Annotated in this window: 15 protein-coding genes; all 15 read left to right on the top strand. The window is 64.6% G+C overall.

The features are described from left to right. Window positions 1-73 precede the first annotated feature (73 nt). Window positions 74-1,240 carry a helix-turn-helix domain-containing protein gene (locus tag BBA01S_RS01640; RefSeq protein ID WP_027814907.1) on the top strand — a complete coding sequence of 389 codons (1,167 nt, stop codon included), beginning with the start codon at window positions 74-76 and terminating at the stop codon, window positions 1,238-1,240. Between the two features lie 114 nt (window positions 1,241-1,354). Next, window positions 1,355-2,674 carry a flavodoxin-dependent (E)-4-hydroxy-3-methylbut-2-enyl-diphosphate synthase gene (ispG, locus tag BBA01S_RS01635; RefSeq protein ID WP_027814906.1) on the top strand — a complete coding sequence of 440 codons (1,320 nt, stop codon included), beginning with the start codon at window positions 1,355-1,357 and terminating at the stop codon, window positions 2,672-2,674. 66 nt (window positions 2,675-2,740) lie between these two features. Continuing rightward, window positions 2,741-4,078: a histidine--tRNA ligase gene (hisS, locus tag BBA01S_RS01630; protein ID WP_027814905.1), complete on the top strand. Its 1,338-nt coding sequence runs from the start codon at window positions 2,741-2,743 to the stop codon at window positions 4,076-4,078. A 160-nt stretch (window positions 4,079-4,238) separates the two neighbouring features. Then, window positions 4,239-4,868 (top strand): tetratricopeptide repeat protein, encoded by a 630-nt coding sequence (locus tag BBA01S_RS01625; protein ID WP_027814904.1) that lies wholly within the window; start codon window positions 4,239-4,241, stop codon window positions 4,866-4,868. An 80-nt stretch (window positions 4,869-4,948) separates the two neighbouring features. After that, entirely contained in the window at window positions 4,949-6,094 is a 1,146-nt protein-coding gene (bamB, locus tag BBA01S_RS01620) for an outer membrane protein assembly factor BamB (protein WP_027814903.1), read from the top strand. A 359-nt stretch (window positions 6,095-6,453) separates the two neighbouring features. Next, window positions 6,454-7,791 carry a ribosome biogenesis GTPase Der gene (gene der / locus BBA01S_RS01615; RefSeq protein ID WP_042295594.1) on the top strand — a complete coding sequence of 446 codons (1,338 nt, stop codon included), beginning with the start codon at window positions 6,454-6,456 and terminating at the stop codon, window positions 7,789-7,791. Between the two features lie 172 nt (window positions 7,792-7,963). Beyond that, the gene (gene hfq / locus BBA01S_RS01610) at window positions 7,964-8,200 is read left to right on the top strand and encodes an RNA chaperone Hfq (protein ID WP_027814901.1); all 237 of its coding nucleotides are present in this window, start codon (window positions 7,964-7,966) and stop codon (window positions 8,198-8,200) included. 74 nt (window positions 8,201-8,274) lie between these two features. After that, the gene (gene hflX / locus BBA01S_RS01605) at window positions 8,275-9,447 is read left to right on the top strand and encodes a GTPase HflX (protein ID WP_027814900.1); all 1,173 of its coding nucleotides are present in this window, start codon (window positions 8,275-8,277) and stop codon (window positions 9,445-9,447) included. Window positions 9,448-9,539: 92 nt separating this feature from the next. Continuing rightward, window positions 9,540-11,030 (top strand): FtsH protease activity modulator HflK, encoded by a 1,491-nt coding sequence (hflK, locus tag BBA01S_RS01600; RefSeq protein ID WP_027814899.1) that lies wholly within the window; start codon window positions 9,540-9,542, stop codon window positions 11,028-11,030. A gap of 11 nt (window positions 11,031-11,041) precedes the next feature. Beyond that, on the top strand, window positions 11,042-11,941 hold the full coding sequence (hflC, locus tag BBA01S_RS01595) for a protease modulator HflC (RefSeq protein WP_027814898.1): 900 nt from the start codon (window positions 11,042-11,044) through the stop codon (window positions 11,939-11,941). 44 nt (window positions 11,942-11,985) lie between these two features. Next, complete coding sequence (locus tag BBA01S_RS01590) at window positions 11,986-12,177, top strand: DUF2065 domain-containing protein (RefSeq protein WP_027814897.1); 192 nt, start codon at window positions 11,986-11,988, stop codon at window positions 12,175-12,177. 131 nt (window positions 12,178-12,308) lie between these two features. After that, window positions 12,309-13,463 carry an ATP phosphoribosyltransferase regulatory subunit gene (locus BBA01S_RS01585; protein ID WP_027814896.1) on the top strand — a complete coding sequence of 385 codons (1,155 nt, stop codon included), beginning with the start codon at window positions 12,309-12,311 and terminating at the stop codon, window positions 13,461-13,463. Between the two features lie 168 nt (window positions 13,464-13,631). Further along, on the top strand, window positions 13,632-14,978 hold the full coding sequence (locus BBA01S_RS01580; protein WP_027814895.1) for an adenylosuccinate synthase: 1,347 nt from the start codon (window positions 13,632-13,634) through the stop codon (window positions 14,976-14,978). Between the two features lie 24 nt (window positions 14,979-15,002). Then, a complete protein-coding gene (locus tag BBA01S_RS01575) occupies window positions 15,003-15,575 on the top strand; it encodes a phosphoribosyltransferase (RefSeq protein ID WP_027814894.1) in 573 nt (190 codons plus the stop codon). 315 nt (window positions 15,576-15,890) lie between these two features. Further along, window positions 15,891-17,777 (top strand): potassium transporter Kup, encoded by a 1,887-nt coding sequence (locus BBA01S_RS01570; RefSeq protein ID WP_027814893.1) that lies wholly within the window; start codon window positions 15,891-15,893, stop codon window positions 17,775-17,777. The last annotated feature ends 6 nt before the right edge of the window (window positions 17,778-17,783 follow it).

The following is a 17,783-nucleotide window of genomic DNA, read 5'->3' as shown; positions in this document are numbered from 1 at the left end:
TCTGCGATTTGGGACGGGGCGCGATGCGCCCGCCGGTCGTGGGTTAGAAAAGAATCGACGCAAGGACTTTGGGATGAGCGAGCCGCAGCACCCTTTCGGGACAGACGGGACAGAGACCAACGCAGGCCGTTCGGCGCATGAGAGTGCGCCGTCGCCGGTGCAGGCCGTGCCCGAGACGCTCGGCGCAGTGGGCGCGCGACTCGCGCAGTTGCGCCAGTCGAAGGGCTGGTCGGTCGAGGATGTCTCGGCGCGTCTGAAGGTGGCGGTGCCCAAGCTGCGCGAACTCGAAGCGGGCGATATCAGCCATCTGCCCGACGCGACGTTCGCAGTCGGCGTGGTGCGCGCCTACGCGAAGCTGCTCGGCGCGGATCCCGCGCCGTTCACCCAGGCGCTGCGCCGCGAGCGTGGCGAAGCGCAGCAGGATCTGTCGATGCCCGCTTCGGCGGGTGCCGACCTGCCGCGCGGCCGTGTCTCGCTGTCGCTTGGTGGCTCGGGCGGCGTGCGTGCGCCGCGACGCCGTGCGTCGTGGCTTTGGGGCGTGGCGCTGGTGATCGTCGCTGTCGTGGTGATCGGCATGTGGCGTACCAATAGCGGCGATTCGTCGGCCTGGTTCGCGCGCATCAAATCGATGGCGAACGGCGTGGGCAGCAGCACGGCAAGCGGCGACGCGGGCGCATCGTCGGCGACGGTGACGGAAGGTTCAACGGCGGGTGCATCGGACGCACAGGGCGCAGATCAGGCCGCGACGCAGGCGTTCCCGCCGGACGCGCAGGCGAGCGCCGATCAAGGCGCGGCGAGCGCGCCGCAGGCAGCAGCGGTGGCACCGGTTGCGTCGGTTGGGGCGGTCGCGTCGGCACCCGCAGCGCCGGTCGCGAACACAGCGACAGCGCCGAAGGCGGCAAGCGCCGTGCAGGCGCCGGCGGTTCAGGCCGCTCAAGCGGCGAGCGAGCCGGCGGCGCAGGCCGCATCGGCACCTGTCGCGGCGGCAGGCGACACTTCGACATTCGCGATCCGCGTGACGCAGGACACCTGGGTCAACGTGCGACAGAAAGACGGTAAGGAGGTCTTCTCCGGACTGATTCGCGGCAGCGACGCCCGTGAAATCACCGGAGTGGGGCCGTTGAAGGTTACGGTGGGCAACAAGGCCGGCATCGAATCGATGACCATCGATGGTCAGCCGGTCGACGCGGCGAAGTACGCGTCGGCGCGCGGCAATGTCGCGCGCTTCGTGCTGCCCTGAGATAGAGACATGGCATGCGTCGCGGCCGGCGAAGATCAGTTTGCCGGCCGCGACGCTTTTTCAATTCGCGCAGCGTAGCCGTTCGTTGTGAGCGGTGGCGCGCGCGAGGTGTAAATGGGTTTTTCGATGCAAAGCGAAACGCAATCCCCGACCAGCAATAGTCAGATCGTGTCCAATGAACCGATCCTCGGCGGCCACGCGCCGCGCCGCAAGTCGCACGCCGTGCATGTGCGCTGGGGCGGTCAACTGGTGACGATCGGCGGCGACGCGCCGGTGCGCGTGCAGTCGATGACCAATACCGATACCGCCGATGCGATCGGTACCGCGATCCAGATCAAGGAACTCGCGCAAGCCGGTTCGGAACTCGTACGTATCACGGTCAACACGCCGGAAGCGGCTGCCGCCGTGCCGCACGTGCGCGACCAGCTCGACCGCATGGGCGTGATGGTGCCGCTCGTCGGCGACTTTCACTACAACGGCCATCTGCTGCTGCGCGATCACCCCGCGTGCGCGGAAGCGCTCTCGAAGTACCGTATCAATCCGGGCAACGTGGGCCAGGGCGCCAAGCGCGACACGCAGTACGCGCAGATGATCGAAGCGGCCATCAAGTACGACAAGCCGGTACGTATCGGCGTGAACTGGGGCAGCCTGGACCAGGATCTGCTCGCGCGCATGATGGACGAAAACGCGGCGCGCAGCGTGCCGTGGGAAGCGCAAAGCGTGATGTACGAAGCGCTGATCCAGTCGGCCATCGGCTCGGCGGAACGCGCGGTCGAACTCGGTCTGACGCGCGACAAGATCATCCTGTCGTGCAAGGTCAGCGGCGTGCAGGATCTGATCGCCGTGTACCAGCAACTGGCCAAGCGTTGCGATTTCGCGCTTCACCTGGGGCTGACCGAAGCGGGCATGGGCTCGAAGGGCATCGTCGCTTCGACGGCGGCGCTCTCCGTGCTGCTCCAGCAGGGCATCGGCGACACCATCCGTATCTCGCTCACGCCGGAACCGGGCGCACCGCGCACCGGCGAAGTCGTGGTCGGCCAGGAAATCCTCCAGACGATGGGCCTGCGTTCGTTCACGCCGATGGTCATCGCCTGCCCCGGTTGCGGCCGCACGACCAGCACGCTGTTCCAGGAACTCGCTTCGCAGATCCAGAATTATCTGCGCGCGCAAATGCCGGTTTGGCGCGAGTCCTATCCGGGCGTCGAAACGATGAACGTCGCGGTGATGGGCTGCATCGTCAACGGCCCGGGCGAGTCGAAGCACGCGAACATCGGCATCAGCCTGCCGGGCTCGGGCGAGAACCCGGCCGCGCCGGTCTTCATCGACGGCGAAAAGGTCAAGACGCTGCGCGGCGAGCATATCGCCGAAGATTTCCAGCAGATCGTGAGCGACTATGTCGCGCGCAAGTACGGCAAGGCCGAAGCCACTGCGTAAGCGCGCTGGCTACGGACTCCGCATATCGACATTCGCAACGCACTCGCAACGACAATTCGCATCGCAATGACTGAACAGAAAAGAAAGCCCGAAAAGCTGACCGGCGTGAAGGGCATGAACGACATCCTGCCGCAGGACGCAGGGCTGTGGGACTTCTTCGAAACGACCGTGAAGTCCATGCTCCGTTCGTACGGATACCAGAACATCCGTACGCCGATCGTCGAGCACACGCAGCTCTTCACGCGCGGCATCGGTGAAGTGACCGATATCGTCGAAAAAGAAATGTACAGCTTCACCGACGCGCTCAACGGCGAACACCTCACGATGCGCCCGGAAAATACGGCGGCAGTCGTGCGTGCGTCGATCGAGCACAACATGCTCTACGACGGCCCGAAGCGCCTGTGGTACATCGGCCCGATGTTCCGTCACGAGCGTCCGCAGCGCGGCCGCTATCGCCAGTTCCATCAGGTCGGCGTGGAAGCGCTCGGCTTTGCCGGCCCGGATGCGGATGCGGAAATCATCCTGATGTGCCAGCGTCTTTGGGACGACCTTGGACTGACGGGCATCAAGCTGGAAATCAACTCGCTGGGTCTGGCGGAAGAGCGCGCTGCGCACCGCGTCGAACTCATCAAGTATCTCGAACAGCACGTCGATCTGCTCGATGAAGACGGCAAGCGCCGCCTCTACACCAACCCGCTGCGCGTGCTCGACACGAAGAACCCGGCGCTGCAGGAAATGGCCGACAAGGCGCCGAAGCTGATCGATTTCCTCGGCGAGGAATCGAAGGCGCACTTCGAGGGGCTGCAACGCATCCTGAAGTCGAACAACATCCCGTTCAAGATCAATCCGCGTCTCGTGCGCGGTCTCGATTATTACAATCTGACCGTATTCGAGTGGGTGACGGACAAACTCGGCGCGCAGGGCACCGTCGCGGCCGGCGGTCGTTACGACCCGCTGATCGAACAGCTCGGCGGCAAGCCGACGGCGGCGTGCGGCTGGGCGATGGGCATCGAGCGCATCCTTGAATTGCTCAAGGAAGAGAACCTCGTGCCGGAAGCCGAAGGCTGCGACGTGTACGTCGTGCATCAGGGCGAAGCCGCGCGCGAACAGGCGTTCATCGTCTCCGAGCGTCTGCGCGACACGGGTCTCGACGTCATCCTCCATTGCAGCGCGGATGGCCAGTCGGCCAGCTTCAAGTCGCAGATGAAGCGCGCAGACGCAAGCGGCGCGGCGTTCGCCGTGGTGCTCGGCGACGACGAAGTGGCGCAGGGCGTGGCCGGTGTGAAGGCGCTGCGCGGCAGTGCCGCCGAGGCTCGCAGCGAGCAACAAACGGTAGCCTTTGAGGACTTGACCGAATATCTGATCAATGCGATGGTTGCAACCGCCGAAGACGGCGAGGATTGATCGGGCCTGCCGGGCCGCTTAGGCCGCGCCGCGCAGATCGGGCGTATTTGACGACTTTCGCGGCGCGCCCGGTTCGGCATTGACTGTGCATTGACCTTTGCATTGACCTGTGTGGCGCGCCCGAAAACAGGCATCAAAATAAACGAGGAATCGCTACGCGATGAGTTATCACGACGAACAGGAATCGATCGAGAGTTTCAAGGCCTGGTGGACGCAGTGGGGCAACGCGACCACGTGGGTCGTGCTGATCGTTCTGCTCGCGCTCGCTGCGTGGAACGGCTGGAACTTCTGGCAGCGCCGTCAGGCGGCCGAAGCGGCCGTCCTGTACGACCAGGTGCAACAGGCTTCCACGGGTAGCGACAAGGCGCTGCTTACGCGCATCGCGACCGATATGGAAGACCGCTTCGGCGGCACCGCGTATGCGCAGATGAGCGCGCTGACGGTGGCCAAATCGCTGTACATGGCAGGTGACACGGCAGGCGCCAAGGCGCAACTGCAGTGGGCCGCCGATCACGCGAAAGACGAGGAATTCCGCCAGATCGCGAAGCTGCGTCTCGCGTCGGTGCTGCTCGACGAGAAGGCCTACGATCAGGGACTCGCGCTGATTCCGCAGCCGGATTCGGGCCCGTTCAAGGGTGTCGTGGCCGACGGCCGCGGCGACCTGCTCGAAGCAGCGGGCAAGCACGACGACGCGCGCGCGGCTTACAAGCTCGCACTCGACACGTTGCCGAAGTCCGATGCATCCGAGCGCCAGCTGGTTCAGTTCAAGCTCGACGCACTGGGCGGCTAATGCGCTGCCGGCATTGATCGCACGCATTGACGCACCACCGCATCATTATTCAATCAACTCCATTCATGCTTCGTTCACCGATGAATCTGCTGAAACGAACCGTTGTGCCTGTCGCTTGCGCGATGACCGTTCTCGCACTGGCGGCTTGCTCGTCGACCAAAGACGAGCGCCGCGTGCCGGTGCCGCTGACCGAGTTCAAGCCGGTGCTGGACGTCCAGCAGGTCTGGAAAGCGAGCGTCGGCAAGGCCGGCCGCTATCTGTTCTCGCCGGTTGCCGTGGGCGACAACGTCTACGCCGCAGGCGCTAACGGCTCGGTTGCGAAGTTCGACGCGCAAACGGGCAAGGAAGTCTGGAGCACCAAGCTCAAGGACGATCTGTCGGCGGGCGTGGGCAGCGACGGCAACCTGACGGCAGTGGGCGGCCTGAAGGGCGACGTGTATGTGCTCGATTCGAACGGCAAGCTGTCGTGGCAAGCGAAGGCGCCGGGCGAAATCATCTCGCCGCCGCTGGTCGGCAACGGCCTCGTGGTCGTGCGCACGATCGACGGCCAGGTCGTGGCGTTCAACGCGCAGACCGGCGAGCAGAAGTGGACTTACCGCAACCGCGCCGTGCCGCTGAATCTGCGTGTGTCGGCCGGCATGACGTTCGCTGGCGACCAGGCGATTCTCGCGGGTTTCCCGGGCGGTGCATTCTCGGCGATCAACCTGCAAAGCGGCGACGCTTTCTGGGAAACGCCGGTGTCGTATCCGAAGGGCGTGACGGAAGTCGAGCGTATCAATGACGTGAGCGGCCCGCCCACGCTGATTGGTGCCACGACCTGCGCGGTCACGTTCCAGGGCCAGCTGGGCTGCTTCGACGCCAACTCGGGCCGTCCGATGTGGGAAAAGCCGTTCTCCAGCACGAGCGGTATCGCTCAGGACGACTCCACCGTGGTCGGCGGCGACGACTGGTCGGTCGTGAAGGCCTACAACGTTGCAACCGGCGCGCAGACGTGGAGCACCGACAAGCTGAAGAACCGCGACGTCAGCGTCCCGGCGATGCTCGGCCACGCGGTGGCGGTGGGCGACTATCAGGGCTACGTGCATTTCCTCTCGCTCGACGACGGCAGCTTCGTCTCGCGCGTGAAGACCGACGGCAGCCCGATTACGGCAGCGCCGGTGCTGGCCGGCAATACGCTGGTCGTGCAGACGAAGGACGGCGATCTCTACGGTCTGCGTCCGCGCTGATCGAGTCAGGACGCCGGGCGCTGGCCGCCTGGCGTCGCTTCGAGGGGCCGCGCCCGCGGGCGGCGGCCTCTTGTGTTTTTCCGGCGTGCATCGGTGTCGTCTTGCTGCATGCCGCCCGCGAACCTTATGAGACGACGGATGGCCGGGGCGGCTACACCCGGTGTTCCAGTCGAACGCCGAAGCGCGATTGGCCGCTTCGGGCCGACCGGTGCGATATCTCACCGGTAACGGCAATCGGGTACACAGCCCGATTCGTGATAATTTGCAACTATTGCAGCATCTGCGGGCACTCATAGCAGACGCTTGCCGCGCAGCGCGCCGGACGTCCCGGCGCCGCGCCTTACTGTAGAAAAGATCAGATGAAACCCGTAATCGCCCTCGTCGGGCGCCCCAATGTGGGGAAATCCACGCTCTTCAACCGGCTCACGCGTTCGCGCGATGCGCTGGTCGCCGACCTGCCCGGTCTCACGCGCGACCGCCACTATGGCGAAGGGCGCGTGGGCGATCGCGCCTATCTGGTGGTCGACACCGGCGGCTTCGAGCCGGTCGCCAAGGACGGCATCCTGCACGAAATGGCGCGCCAGACGCGCCAGGCGGTCGAGGAAGCCGACATCGTCGTGTTCATCTGCGACGGCCGTAACGGCCTCGCGCCGCAGGACAAGCACATCGCCGATTACCTGCGCAAGACCGGCCGACCGATCTTCCTCGTGGTCAACAAGGCCGAAGGCATGAAGTACAGCGCCGTGGCCGCCGACTTCTACGAGCTGGGTCTGGGCGACCCGCGCGCAATTTCGGCTGCGCACGGCGACGGCGTGACGGAAATGATCAACGAGGCGCTCGACCAGGCCTACGCGGATCGTCCGGAAGAAGACGAAGACGACGCCAGCAAGCACGGCGTGAAAATCGCAATCGTCGGCCGTCCGAACGTGGGCAAGTCGACGCTCGTCAATACGCTGATCGGCGAAGACCGCGTGATCGCGTTCGACATGCCGGGCACGACGCGCGATTCGATCTATGTCGACTTCGAGCGCAACGGCAAGAAATACACGCTGATCGATACGGCCGGCCTGCGCCGCCGCGGCAAGGTGTTCGAGGCAATCGAGAAGTTCTCGGTCGTGAAGACGCTGCAGTCGATCGCCGACGCCAATGTGGTGATCCTGCTGCTCGACGCGCATCAGGAAATTTCCGACCAGGACGCGCATATTGCGGGCTTCGTGGTCGAGCAGGGCCGCGCGCTGGTCGTGGGCGTGAACAAGTGGGACGGCATGGACGATCACGCACGTGAGCGCACCAAGCACCACCTGCAACGCAAGCTGAAGTTCCTCGATTTCGCGGAAATGCGCTTTATCTCGGCGACGGAAAAGTTCGGTATCGGCCCGCTGATGCGCTCGGTGGACGACGCCTATGCCGCCGCCATGGCCAAGCTGCCCACGCCGAAGCTCACGCGCGCGCTGATCGAAGCCGTGGAATTCCAGCAGCCGCGCCGCCGTGGCCCGGTGCGTCCGAAGCTGCGTTACGCGCACCAGGGGGGACAGAACCCGCCGATTATCGTGGTGCACGGCAATGCGCTCGACGCGGTCACGGAAACCTACAAACGCTATCTGGAGAACCGCTTCCGGGAAACTTTCTCGCTGAAGGGCACTCCATTGCGCATAGAGTTTCGTTCTTCGACGAACCCCTACACCGAAAAGAGTTGAGCTGCGTTCGCTACCGCGCATTGCCGCGTCAATCCGGCGGTCAGGCCGTCTGGCTGGGCCGTCGCTAGCGGCGCGGGGTAACGAGAATCAGCTATAGTGTAGCGATTGGTGGTGGATTTCTTTTTCTTCATCCCAATATAAGTTAAACCTGCAAAAAAATACGGAGTTTGCTATGAGCAACAAAGGGCAACTGTTACAAGACCCGTTTCTGAACGCGCTGCGCAAGGAGCACGTGCCTGTTTCGATCTACCTGGTCAACGGCATCAAGCTTCAGGGGAACATTGAATCGTTCGACCAGTACGTCGTGTTGCTCCGTAATACGGTTACGCAAATGGTTTACAAGCACGCCATTTCCACGGTGGTCCCGGCCCGTCCGGTGAACTTCCACCCGGACTCGGAAGCGTCCTGACCCATGACGCGGCCGGTTCGGGGTGCCTCGCAGGCGCTTCCGGGCCGGCCGTTTCCATTTTGATACCAGCTAATTTGATCAACGCCGCACTTGTCGGCATCGACTTCGGCAAGACCGACTTCGAAGCCAGCCTCGAAGAACTCAGCCTGCTCGCTAAAAGCGCGGGCGCCACTCCCGCTGTCACGCTCACCGGGCGCCGTTCCAGCCCCGACGCTGCCATGTTCATCGGCAGCGGCAAGGCCGAGGAACTCCGTCTCGCCTGTGAAGCGAACGACATCGAAATCGTCATCTTCAATCACGCGCTGTCGCCCGCCCAGCAACGTAATCTGGAGCGCGCACTCGGCCGCCGCGTGGTGGATCGCACGAGCCTCATTCTCGACATTTTTGCGCAACGCGCACGCAGCCACGAAGGCAAGCTGCAGGTCGAACTCGCCCAGCTTCAGTACCTTGCGACGCGCCTTGTGCGCGCGTGGACTCACCTTGAGCGCCAGAAGGGCGGTATCGGTCTGCGCGGCCCTGGCGAAACGCAGCTTGAAACCGACCGCCGCTTGATCGGCGAGCGCATCAAGATGCTGCAAGGCAAGCTCGCGAAACTGCGCCGTCAGCATGGTACGCAGCGCCGTCAGCGCGAACGCACGCGCACGATGAGCGTCTCGCTCGTCGGCTATACGAACGCGGGCAAGTCCACGCTGTTCAATGCGCTCACCAAGGCGCAGGCCTATGCGGCCGACCAGTTGTTCGCGACGCTCGACACGACTTCGCGGCGCGTGTGGCTCGGCGACGAAGTCGGCCAGATCGTGCTGTCCGACACCGTGGGTTTTATCCGCGAACTGCCTCACCAACTGGTGGCCGCTTTCCGCGCGACGCTGCAGGAAACCGTGCAGGCCGACCTTCTGCTGCACGTGGTCGATGCGTCGAGCGCGGTGCGACTCGACCAGATCGACCAGGTGAACGAGGTGCTGCACGAGATCGGCGCCGATACGATCCGCCAGGTGCTGGTGTTCAACAAGATCGACGCCGTGCCCGAACTGGCGGCCCGAGGCGGGAAGGTCGAGCGGGACGAGTATGGTAATATTTCGCGCGTCTTTTTGAGCGCGCGCACGGGCGTCGGACTGGATGCGCTGCGCGCCGCCATCGCCGAAATCGCGACTGCCGAGCCGCTCGTCGAGCCGTCGCAGCCTCAAGTCGCCGCCGACTGGAGTCCGCTGTCGCACGAACCCAGCAGGGAACCCGAGCACGGCCGCTGACCCCAACCGGCAGCGCCCGGCGTCGCCATTCGTGGCGCGCGGGCGCACTTCCACGCACATGACCCGCTGTCTACTCTGGTGAACGAACACAGGTGAACGATTACAACAAGCGGACTGGCTGGCGCGCGCGTGCCATTTTCTCGCTGAACGACCCGCGATGGGGCCGCGGCGAGGGCAATGGCCAGCGCAACGAGGACGCGCGGCGTCCCTCCGGTAACAACGGCAAAAACGGCAACAACGGCGGCGGCCAGGGCGACGGCCCGCCCGATCTCGACGAAATGTGGCGCGAGTTCAACCGCCGCCTGTCGTCGTTCTTCGGCAAGAAGGGCAAGGGGCCTGGCGGCCTCGGCCCGCGTCCGGACAACGGCCACGGCGCGCGCATCGGCGTGGGCATCGTGCTCGGCGTGCTGATTGCCATTTATGTCGGCAGCGGCGTGTTCATCGTTCAGGACGGCCAGGCCGGCGTGGTGCTTCAGTTCGGCCAGTATCGGCACACCGTGGGGCCAGGCGTTCATTGGCGTCTGCCGTTCCCGTTCCAGGCGCACGACATCGTGAACGTCGGCCAGATCCGCAGCGTCGAGATCGGCCGCAACAATCCGGTGCGTCCGTCGAACGTGAAGGACGCGTCCGTGATTACGCATGACGGCGATATTCTCGACGTGCGCCTGATCGTTCAGTACCAGGTCAAGCAGCCGACCGATTACCTGTTCCGCAGCGTCGACCCCGATCTCACCGTGAGCCAGGCCGCCCAGGCCGCCGTACGCACGGTCGTGGGCGCGCATAGCACCAACGATCTTCTTTACGCCGATCGCGAACCGATCCGCGCGCAACTCGCCGATACGATCCAGCATGCGCTCGACCAGTACAAGACGGGCCTGGGCGTGGTGGGCGTGACGATCCAGAGCGTTGCTGCACCCGATCGCGTACAGGCGGCGTTCGACGATGAAGCGAAGGCTCATCAGGATCGCGAACGTGCGAAGCGCGACGCGCAGGCTTACGCCGATCAACTGCTGCCGCGCGCGCAGGCCGACGGCGCCAAGCTGATCGACGACGCCAAGGCGTATAGCGATCGCGTGGTCGAGCAGGCACAGGGCGACGCCCAGCGTTTCAACAGCGTCTACGAGCAGTACGCGAAGGCTCCGGCCGTGATTCGCGAGCGCATGTACCTGGATACGATGCAGCACATCTACTCGAATACGACGAAGGTGTTCGTCGACAGCAAGTCGGGCAATAACGTGATCTATCTGCCGCTCGACAAGATCGTCGATGCGACGCGTCAGCGCGCTGCGGCAGCTGTCGCCGCATCGGGCGCGGCGGCAGCGAATGCGCCTGCTGCGAACGGTGCCAACGATGCGAACGGCAGCGCTGCGTCCGCACCGGCAACGAATAGCACGGGCAGCACGAGCAGCACGAACGGCGATTCGCAGCAGAACGCTCAGCCGCAAAGCCAGCCGCAAGCCACGCAGCAGGGCGCCGCAGCGGCGCCGGCTCCTTCGGCCAGCGACGCCGCGCAAGCCGCGAGCGACGCCTTCCGTTCGCGCGACGCGTTCCGCTCGCGCGGCCGCGAAGACGACGTGCAATAAGGGGCGCCGACATGAACAAGATCATTGCGTTTGTCGTCGCCTTCGTGGTGGTGGTGCTTGTCGCTTCGTCGGCGGTGTTCGTCGTCGATCCGCGCCATGTGGCTGTGGTGTCGTCGTCGGGCGGCTCGAAGGCCTCGCTCGCCGAGCCGGGCCTGCACGTGAAGCTGCCGCCGCCGTTCCAGACCGCGACGTTCCTCGATACCCGCATCCAGGCGTTCGACGCGCCGGACGCCGACCGCTATACGACGTCGGACAAGACCGAGCTGCTCGTGAACCCGGTTGTGCGTTACCGCATCGGTGAGCCGCTCAAGCTGTTCGCGGCAACCAAGGGCGACCCGCAGACGCTTGCCGACCGGCTCGCTTCGCTTTCGCGCGATGCGTTGTCGGACGCGTTCTCGAAGGTCACGCTGTCCGACGCGCTGGCGCAGCAGGAAGCGATCGCCAGCCGCGCACGCGACGAACTGAAGACGGCCGCTGCGCCGCTGGGCATCGATGTCATCGACATCGAACTCACGCGCATCGACTATCCGGCCGAACTCGCCGACGTGGTCTACAAGCGCATGAGCGCCGCACGCGAGCAGGCCGCCGCCGACGAGCGCGCGAAGGGCGCAGCAGAGGCGCAGCAGATCAAGGACGATGCGGAGCGCAAGCAGCAGGGCGCGGTCGCCGATGCCTACAGCCAGGCGCAAGCCATCAAGGGCGAAGGCGACGGCAAGGCTGCCGCCATCGCCGCGCAGGCGTACGGTCGCGATCCGGACTTCTATCGCTTCTACCAAAGCATGCAGGCGTACCGCGAGAGCTTCAAGCCGGGCGACGTCGTCGTGGTCGATTCGTCGAGCGACTTCTTCCGCTTCATGCGTAGTCCCAGTGGCGACGCGCCGTCGGCTCCCGCCGCACCGCGCAAACATTAAACGAGACATTGGCGCCGCGCGCGTGCGCGGCGCATCTTCATCGCATGGACATAGCCGGCTCCCTGTTGCTCGCGATCGCGTTGATGCTGATTATCGAGGGCATGTTCCCGTTCGTCTTCCCGACGGCGTGGCGTGACACTTTCCGTAGAATTGCGGAACGGCCTCCCCATCACATCCGGATCGGCGGGCTGATTGTGATGGTGCTCGGTCTCGTGCTGCTGATGCTCGCTACCTGAATTCAAGGCGCGCGCCGCGAGGCGTGCGCCGTTTCTATCGTCCGGCCCGCACTGGGCGTGTGTTCGCGCGCGCCGTCGTTACGTTCCGCGTGACGTTTTTGCGTGGCCCTTATCGTCGTAGGATTTCCCCGATGTCGACCTGGTTACTCCCCGAGAATATCGCCGACGTGCTGCCGTCCGAGGCGCGCAAGATCGAAGAGCTGCGCCGCCGCCTGCTGGACCGCTTCCGCGCCTATGGCTACGAAATGGTCATGCCGCCGCTGCTCGAGTACATCGAGTCGCTGCTGGTCGGCAGTGGGCGCGATCTCGATTTGCGCACCTTCAAGCTCGTCGATCAGCTGTCGGGCCGCACGCTCGGCCTGCGCGCCGACATGACGCCGCAGGTGGCGCGTATCGACGCGCACCTGTTGAACCGTCAGGGCGTGACGCGCCTGTGCTACGCGGGCAACGTGCTGCATACGCGTCCGCGCGGCCTGCACGCGACGCGCGAGCAGATCCAGATCGGCGCGGAAATCTATGGTCACGCCGGCCTCGAAGCCGACCTCGAAATCCAGCAACTGCTGCTCGACGCGCTGCGCCTCGCGGGCCTGTCGAAGGTGCGCCTCGATCTCTCGCACGCGGGTGTGCTCGCGGCGATTTTCGAAGCCGATCCGGCAGCCGCCGCGCTCGGCGACGCTCTGTATGAAGCGCTCGCAGGAAAGGACGTGCCGCGTCTGGCCGAACTCACCGCAAATCTCCAGCCGGCTTCGCGCGACGCACTGCGCGCGCTGCCGTCGCTGTACGGCGACGCGAGCGTGATCGACGAGGCGCGTGCGCGTCTGCCGGCGCTGCCGGGCATTGCGCGCGCGCTCGACGACCTCGCGTTCCTGATGCGCGAAATCGAAGGCGCCGAGCTGATGCTCGACCTCGCGGACCTGGGCGGTTACGCGTACCACAGCGGCGTGATGTTCTCGGCGTATGTGGACGGCGTGCCGAACGCGGTCGCGCGCGGCGGCCGTTACGACAAGGTGGGCGAGGCCTATGGCCGTGCGCGCGCGGCGACGGGCTTCTCGCTCGATCTGCGCGAAGTGGCGCGTATTTCGCCGGTGGAAGCGCGCAGCACGGCGGTGCTCGCGCCGTGGCGTCACGACGAAGCGCTGCGCGCTGCCGTCGCGGCCCTGCGCGACGCGGGCGAAGTGGTCATCCAGGCGCTGCCGGGCCACGAACACGACATGGACGAATTCGCCTGCGACCGCGTGCTGGTCGAGCGCGACGGTGCGTGGATCGTGCAAGCGCGCGGCGCCTGAAATGTCCGCTTGATGGCGCGGGAAGGGCGCGCGTAGGGTGCAGTAAGCACCCGTCGCCGTCCCGCATACCGTTGAGCGCAAAAGGAAATTCCGCGAATTTCGGGAAAAAGTGGCGGCCTCGCTGCCGAACCCAGGTAGAATACGTTTTTAACCAGCTAACGAAACACCATGTCTGCCAGCGCAGTGAATGTAACCCCGGGACGCAATGTCGTCGTCGTGGGCACCCAATGGGGCGATGAAGGCAAGGGCAAGATCGTCGACTGGCTGACGGACCACGCGCAAGGCGTGGTGCGTTTCCAGGGCGGTCACAACGCCGGCCATACTCTCATCATCGGCGGCAAGAAGACCATCCTCCGACTGATCCCGTCGGGCATCATGCGTGCCGGCGTCGCCTGCTACATCGGCAACGGCGTGGTGCTGTCGCCCGAGGCCCTGTTCAAGGAAATCGGCGAACTCGAAGAAGCGGGCATCGACGTCCAGAAGCGCCTCTTCATCTCCGAAGCGACAACCCTCATCCTGCCGTACCACATCGCCATCGACCAGGCGCGCGAAGCCAAGCGCGGCGCCGCGAAGATCGGCACGACTGGCCGCGGCATCGGCCCGGCTTACGAAGACAAGGTGGCACGCCGCGGTCTGCGCGTGCAGGATCTGTTCGAGCCGGAAATCTTCGCTGCCCGTCTGCGCGAAAACCTCGACTATCACAACTTCGTGCTCACGCAGTATCTGGGCGCGCCGGCGGTCGACTATCAGCAGACGCTGGACACGATGCTCTCGTACGCCGACCGTCTGAAGCCGATGGTAACGGACGTTTCGCGTCGTCTTTATGACGTGAACAACGAAGGCAGCAACCTGCTGTTCGAAGGCGCGCAAGGCACGCTGCTCGACATCGACCACGGCACGTACCCGTTCGTCACGTCGAGCAACTGCGTTGCAGGCGCGGCATCGGCAGGCGCAGGCGTCGGCCCGCAAAAGCTGAACTACGTGCTCGGCATCACCAAGGCGTACTGCACGCGTGTCGGTTCGGGCCCGTTCCCGAGCGAACTGTACGATGCCGACAACGCTGATCGCCAGGAAGAAGTGGGCCTTACGCTCGCGAAGGTCGGCAAGGAATTCGGTTCGGTCACGGGCCGTCCGCGCCGCACCGGCTGGCTCGACGCCGCCGCGCTGCGCCGCTCCATCCAGATCAACGGCGTGACGGGCCTGTGCATCACCAAGCTCGACGTGCTCGACGGCCTCGAAGAAGTGAAGCTGTGCGTCGGCTACAAGGTCGATGGCAAGGACGTGGACATTCTGCCGCGCGGCGCATCGCAGGTTGCAGCGTGCGAGCCGGTCTACGAGACGTTCGCGGGCTGGAAGGAAAGCACGATCGGCGTCACGCAGTTCGACGCACTGCCCAAGAGCGCGCAGGCGTACCTCACGCGCGTGCAGGAAGTCGCCGGCGTGCCGATCGACATGGTGTCGACCGGCCCGGATCGCGACGAAACGATCCTGCTGCGTCACCCGTTCAAGGTCTAAGTTGTAAGAAGGTAGAAGCAAAAGATGATTCAAATGACGGACCCGCGCAACGACGACAAGCACCTGTGGGTAGGCTGGGACGAATATCACCGGCTGATCGAGCTGCTCGCGCTCAAGGTACATGAGTCGCGCTGGAAGTTCGACCAGATCCTGTGCCTCGCACGCGGCGGTCTGCGCGTGGGTGACCAGCTCTCGCGCATCTACGATCTGCCGCTGGCGATCCTCGCAACCAGCTCGTACCGCGAAGCTGCGGGCACGGAGCAGGGCGATCTCGACATCGCGCAGTACATCACGATGACGCGCGGCGAGCTCTCGGGCAACGTGCTGCTGGTCGACGACCTAGTCGATTCGGGCGTGACGCTTGCCCGCGTGCAGGAACACCTCAAGGTGCGTTACCCGGCTGTGACCGGCGTGCGTTCCGCGGTGCTCTGGTACAAGGGCTGCTCGAAGGTCACGCCGGACTATTTCGTCCAGCATCTGCCGACCAACCCGTGGATCCACCAGCCTTTCGAGGAATGGGACACGGTGCGTCCGCATAACCTTGGCGCATGGATCAAGCGCGGCCTCCAGCAGGCCCAGCAGGATTCGCAGAAGTAAGCCAGTCCAGGATGGCCTGAGCCGCCGGCAGCGTCGTTAAGCGCCGGCCAGTGGCCAGGAATCGAACGGAGCCTCTTGAGGCTCCGTTTTTTTATGCGCGAAGCCCTTGCGCAACGGCCGCGCCGGCGTTATGGGCCCGCTTGCGCGTGCGTCGCCGCGCAAGCGGGCAGACGCTGTCAAAGGCGAATGCTAAACTGCGCGGGACTGGATACGTGACGGGGCCATAACGAACATCCAGCGATGCCTCTGGGTTCCGCCCCCAAGCCGGTTTAGAATAGCGCTCGTTTTTTCCGCCTCAAACGGATCTCTGCGTATATGACAACTAGCACGCACGTGGCAAAACAGCCGCTGCCCTCACTCGCCGTAGCGGCCATTGGCGTGGTGTTCGGCGACATCGGTACGAGTCCGCTGTACTCGCTCAAAGAGGCGTTCAGCCCCGCCCACGGCATTCCCCTCAATAACACGTCGATCCTCGGCGTCATCTCGCTGCTGTTCTGGGCGATCATGATTGTCGTCAGCGTCAAGTACGTGCTCATCGTGATGCGCGCCGACAACAACGGCGAAGGCGGCGTGCTCGCGCTCATGGCGCTCGCGCTGCGCTCGTTCGACCGCAGGAGCAAGGCGGCCGTGGTGCTCACCGCGCTGGGCATTTTTGGCGCCTGCATGTTCTATGGCGACGCCGTGATCACCCCGGCGATCTCCGTGATGTCGGCGGTCGAGGGCCTGGAAATCGCCGCACCCAAGCTCACGCATCTGGTGTTGCCGCTGACGATGGTGATTCTGATCGCGCTGTTCTGGATCCAGCGCCACGGCACCTCGCTCGTCGGTCGCCTGTTCGGGCCGATCATGGTGCTGTGGTTCGTAACCATCGCCGTGCTGGGCGTGTCGCGCATCGTGGAGCAGCCGGGCGTGATCGCCGCGCTCAATCCGTACTACGCCTTTACGTTCATGGGCGCGCACCTGCTGCAGGCTTACGTGGTGCTCGGCTCGGTCGTGCTGGTGCTGACCGGCGCGGAGGCGCTCTACGCTGACATGGGCCACTTCGGTGCGAAGCCGATCCGCTGCGCGTGGTACACGCTGGTGATGCCGTCGCTCGTGCTCAACTATTTCGGCCAGGGCGCGCTGCTGATGCAAGACCATCGCGCGATCGAAAATCCGTTCTTCCTGCTCGCGCCGGACTGGGCGCTGCTGCCGCTTGTCGTGCTGTCGACGGTTGCGACCGTGATCGCATCGCAGGCCGTGATTTCCGGCGCGTATTCGCTGACGAGCCAGGCGATTCTGCTCGGCTACGTGCCGCGCATGAAGGTGCTGCATACCTCCGATCTCGCCATCGGCCAGATCTATGTGCCGGTCGTGAACTGGATGCTGCTCTTCATCATTCTGTGCATCGTGGTTGCGTTCAAGAGCTCGGACAACCTGGCAGCGGCCTACGGTATCGCCGTGACCGCGACGATGGTGATCACCACGATCCTCGTCGCCGTCGTGATGACGAAGGTGTGGAAGTGGAACCGGGCGCTCGTGGCCGGCATCATCTCGGTGCTGCTGGCCGTCGACCTGGGCTTCTTCGGCGCGAACCTGCTGAAGGTCGAAGAAGGCGGCTGGCTGCCGCTTGGCATCGGCGCGCTGCTGTTCTTCCTGCTGATGACCTGGTTCAAGGGGCGCATGATCGTCAAGGAGCGCACCGCTGCCGACGGTATCCCGCTCATGCCGTTCCTTCAGGGCCTGCTTGCGCACCCGCCGCATCGTGTTTCGGGCACGGCGATCTATCTCACGGGCAGCGATACGCTCGTGCCGGTAAGCCTGTTGCACAACCTCAAGCACAACAAGGTGCTGCACGAGCGCACGATCTTTCTCACGTTCAAGATTCGCGACATTCCCTACGTGCCGAATGCGGAGCGCGTGACGGTCAAGGATATCGGCGGTGGGCTGTATCTCGTGAAGGCCGACTATGGTTTCAACGAGACGCCTGATGTGAAGGCCGTGCTCGAAGAGATCGGGCGTTCGGAAGGCCTGGCGTTCGAGATGATGGACACGTCGTTCTTCCTCGCGCGCGAAACCGTGGTGCCGACACAGTTGCCAGGCATGTCGATCTTCCGCGAACGCATCTTCGCGTGGATGCATCAGAACGCCGCGAAGCCGACCGACTTCTTCAGCATTCCGGCCAATCGGGTCGTGGAGCTGGGGACGAAGATCGAGATTTGATGTTCG

It is taken from the genome of Paraburkholderia bannensis NBRC 103871, assembly GCF_000685015.1.
Classification (GTDB): domain Bacteria; phylum Pseudomonadota; class Gammaproteobacteria; order Burkholderiales; family Burkholderiaceae; genus Paraburkholderia; species Paraburkholderia bannensis.
The sequence above is the reverse complement of the archived record's forward strand: the minus strand, read 5'-3'. Positions and strand labels throughout refer to the sequence as shown.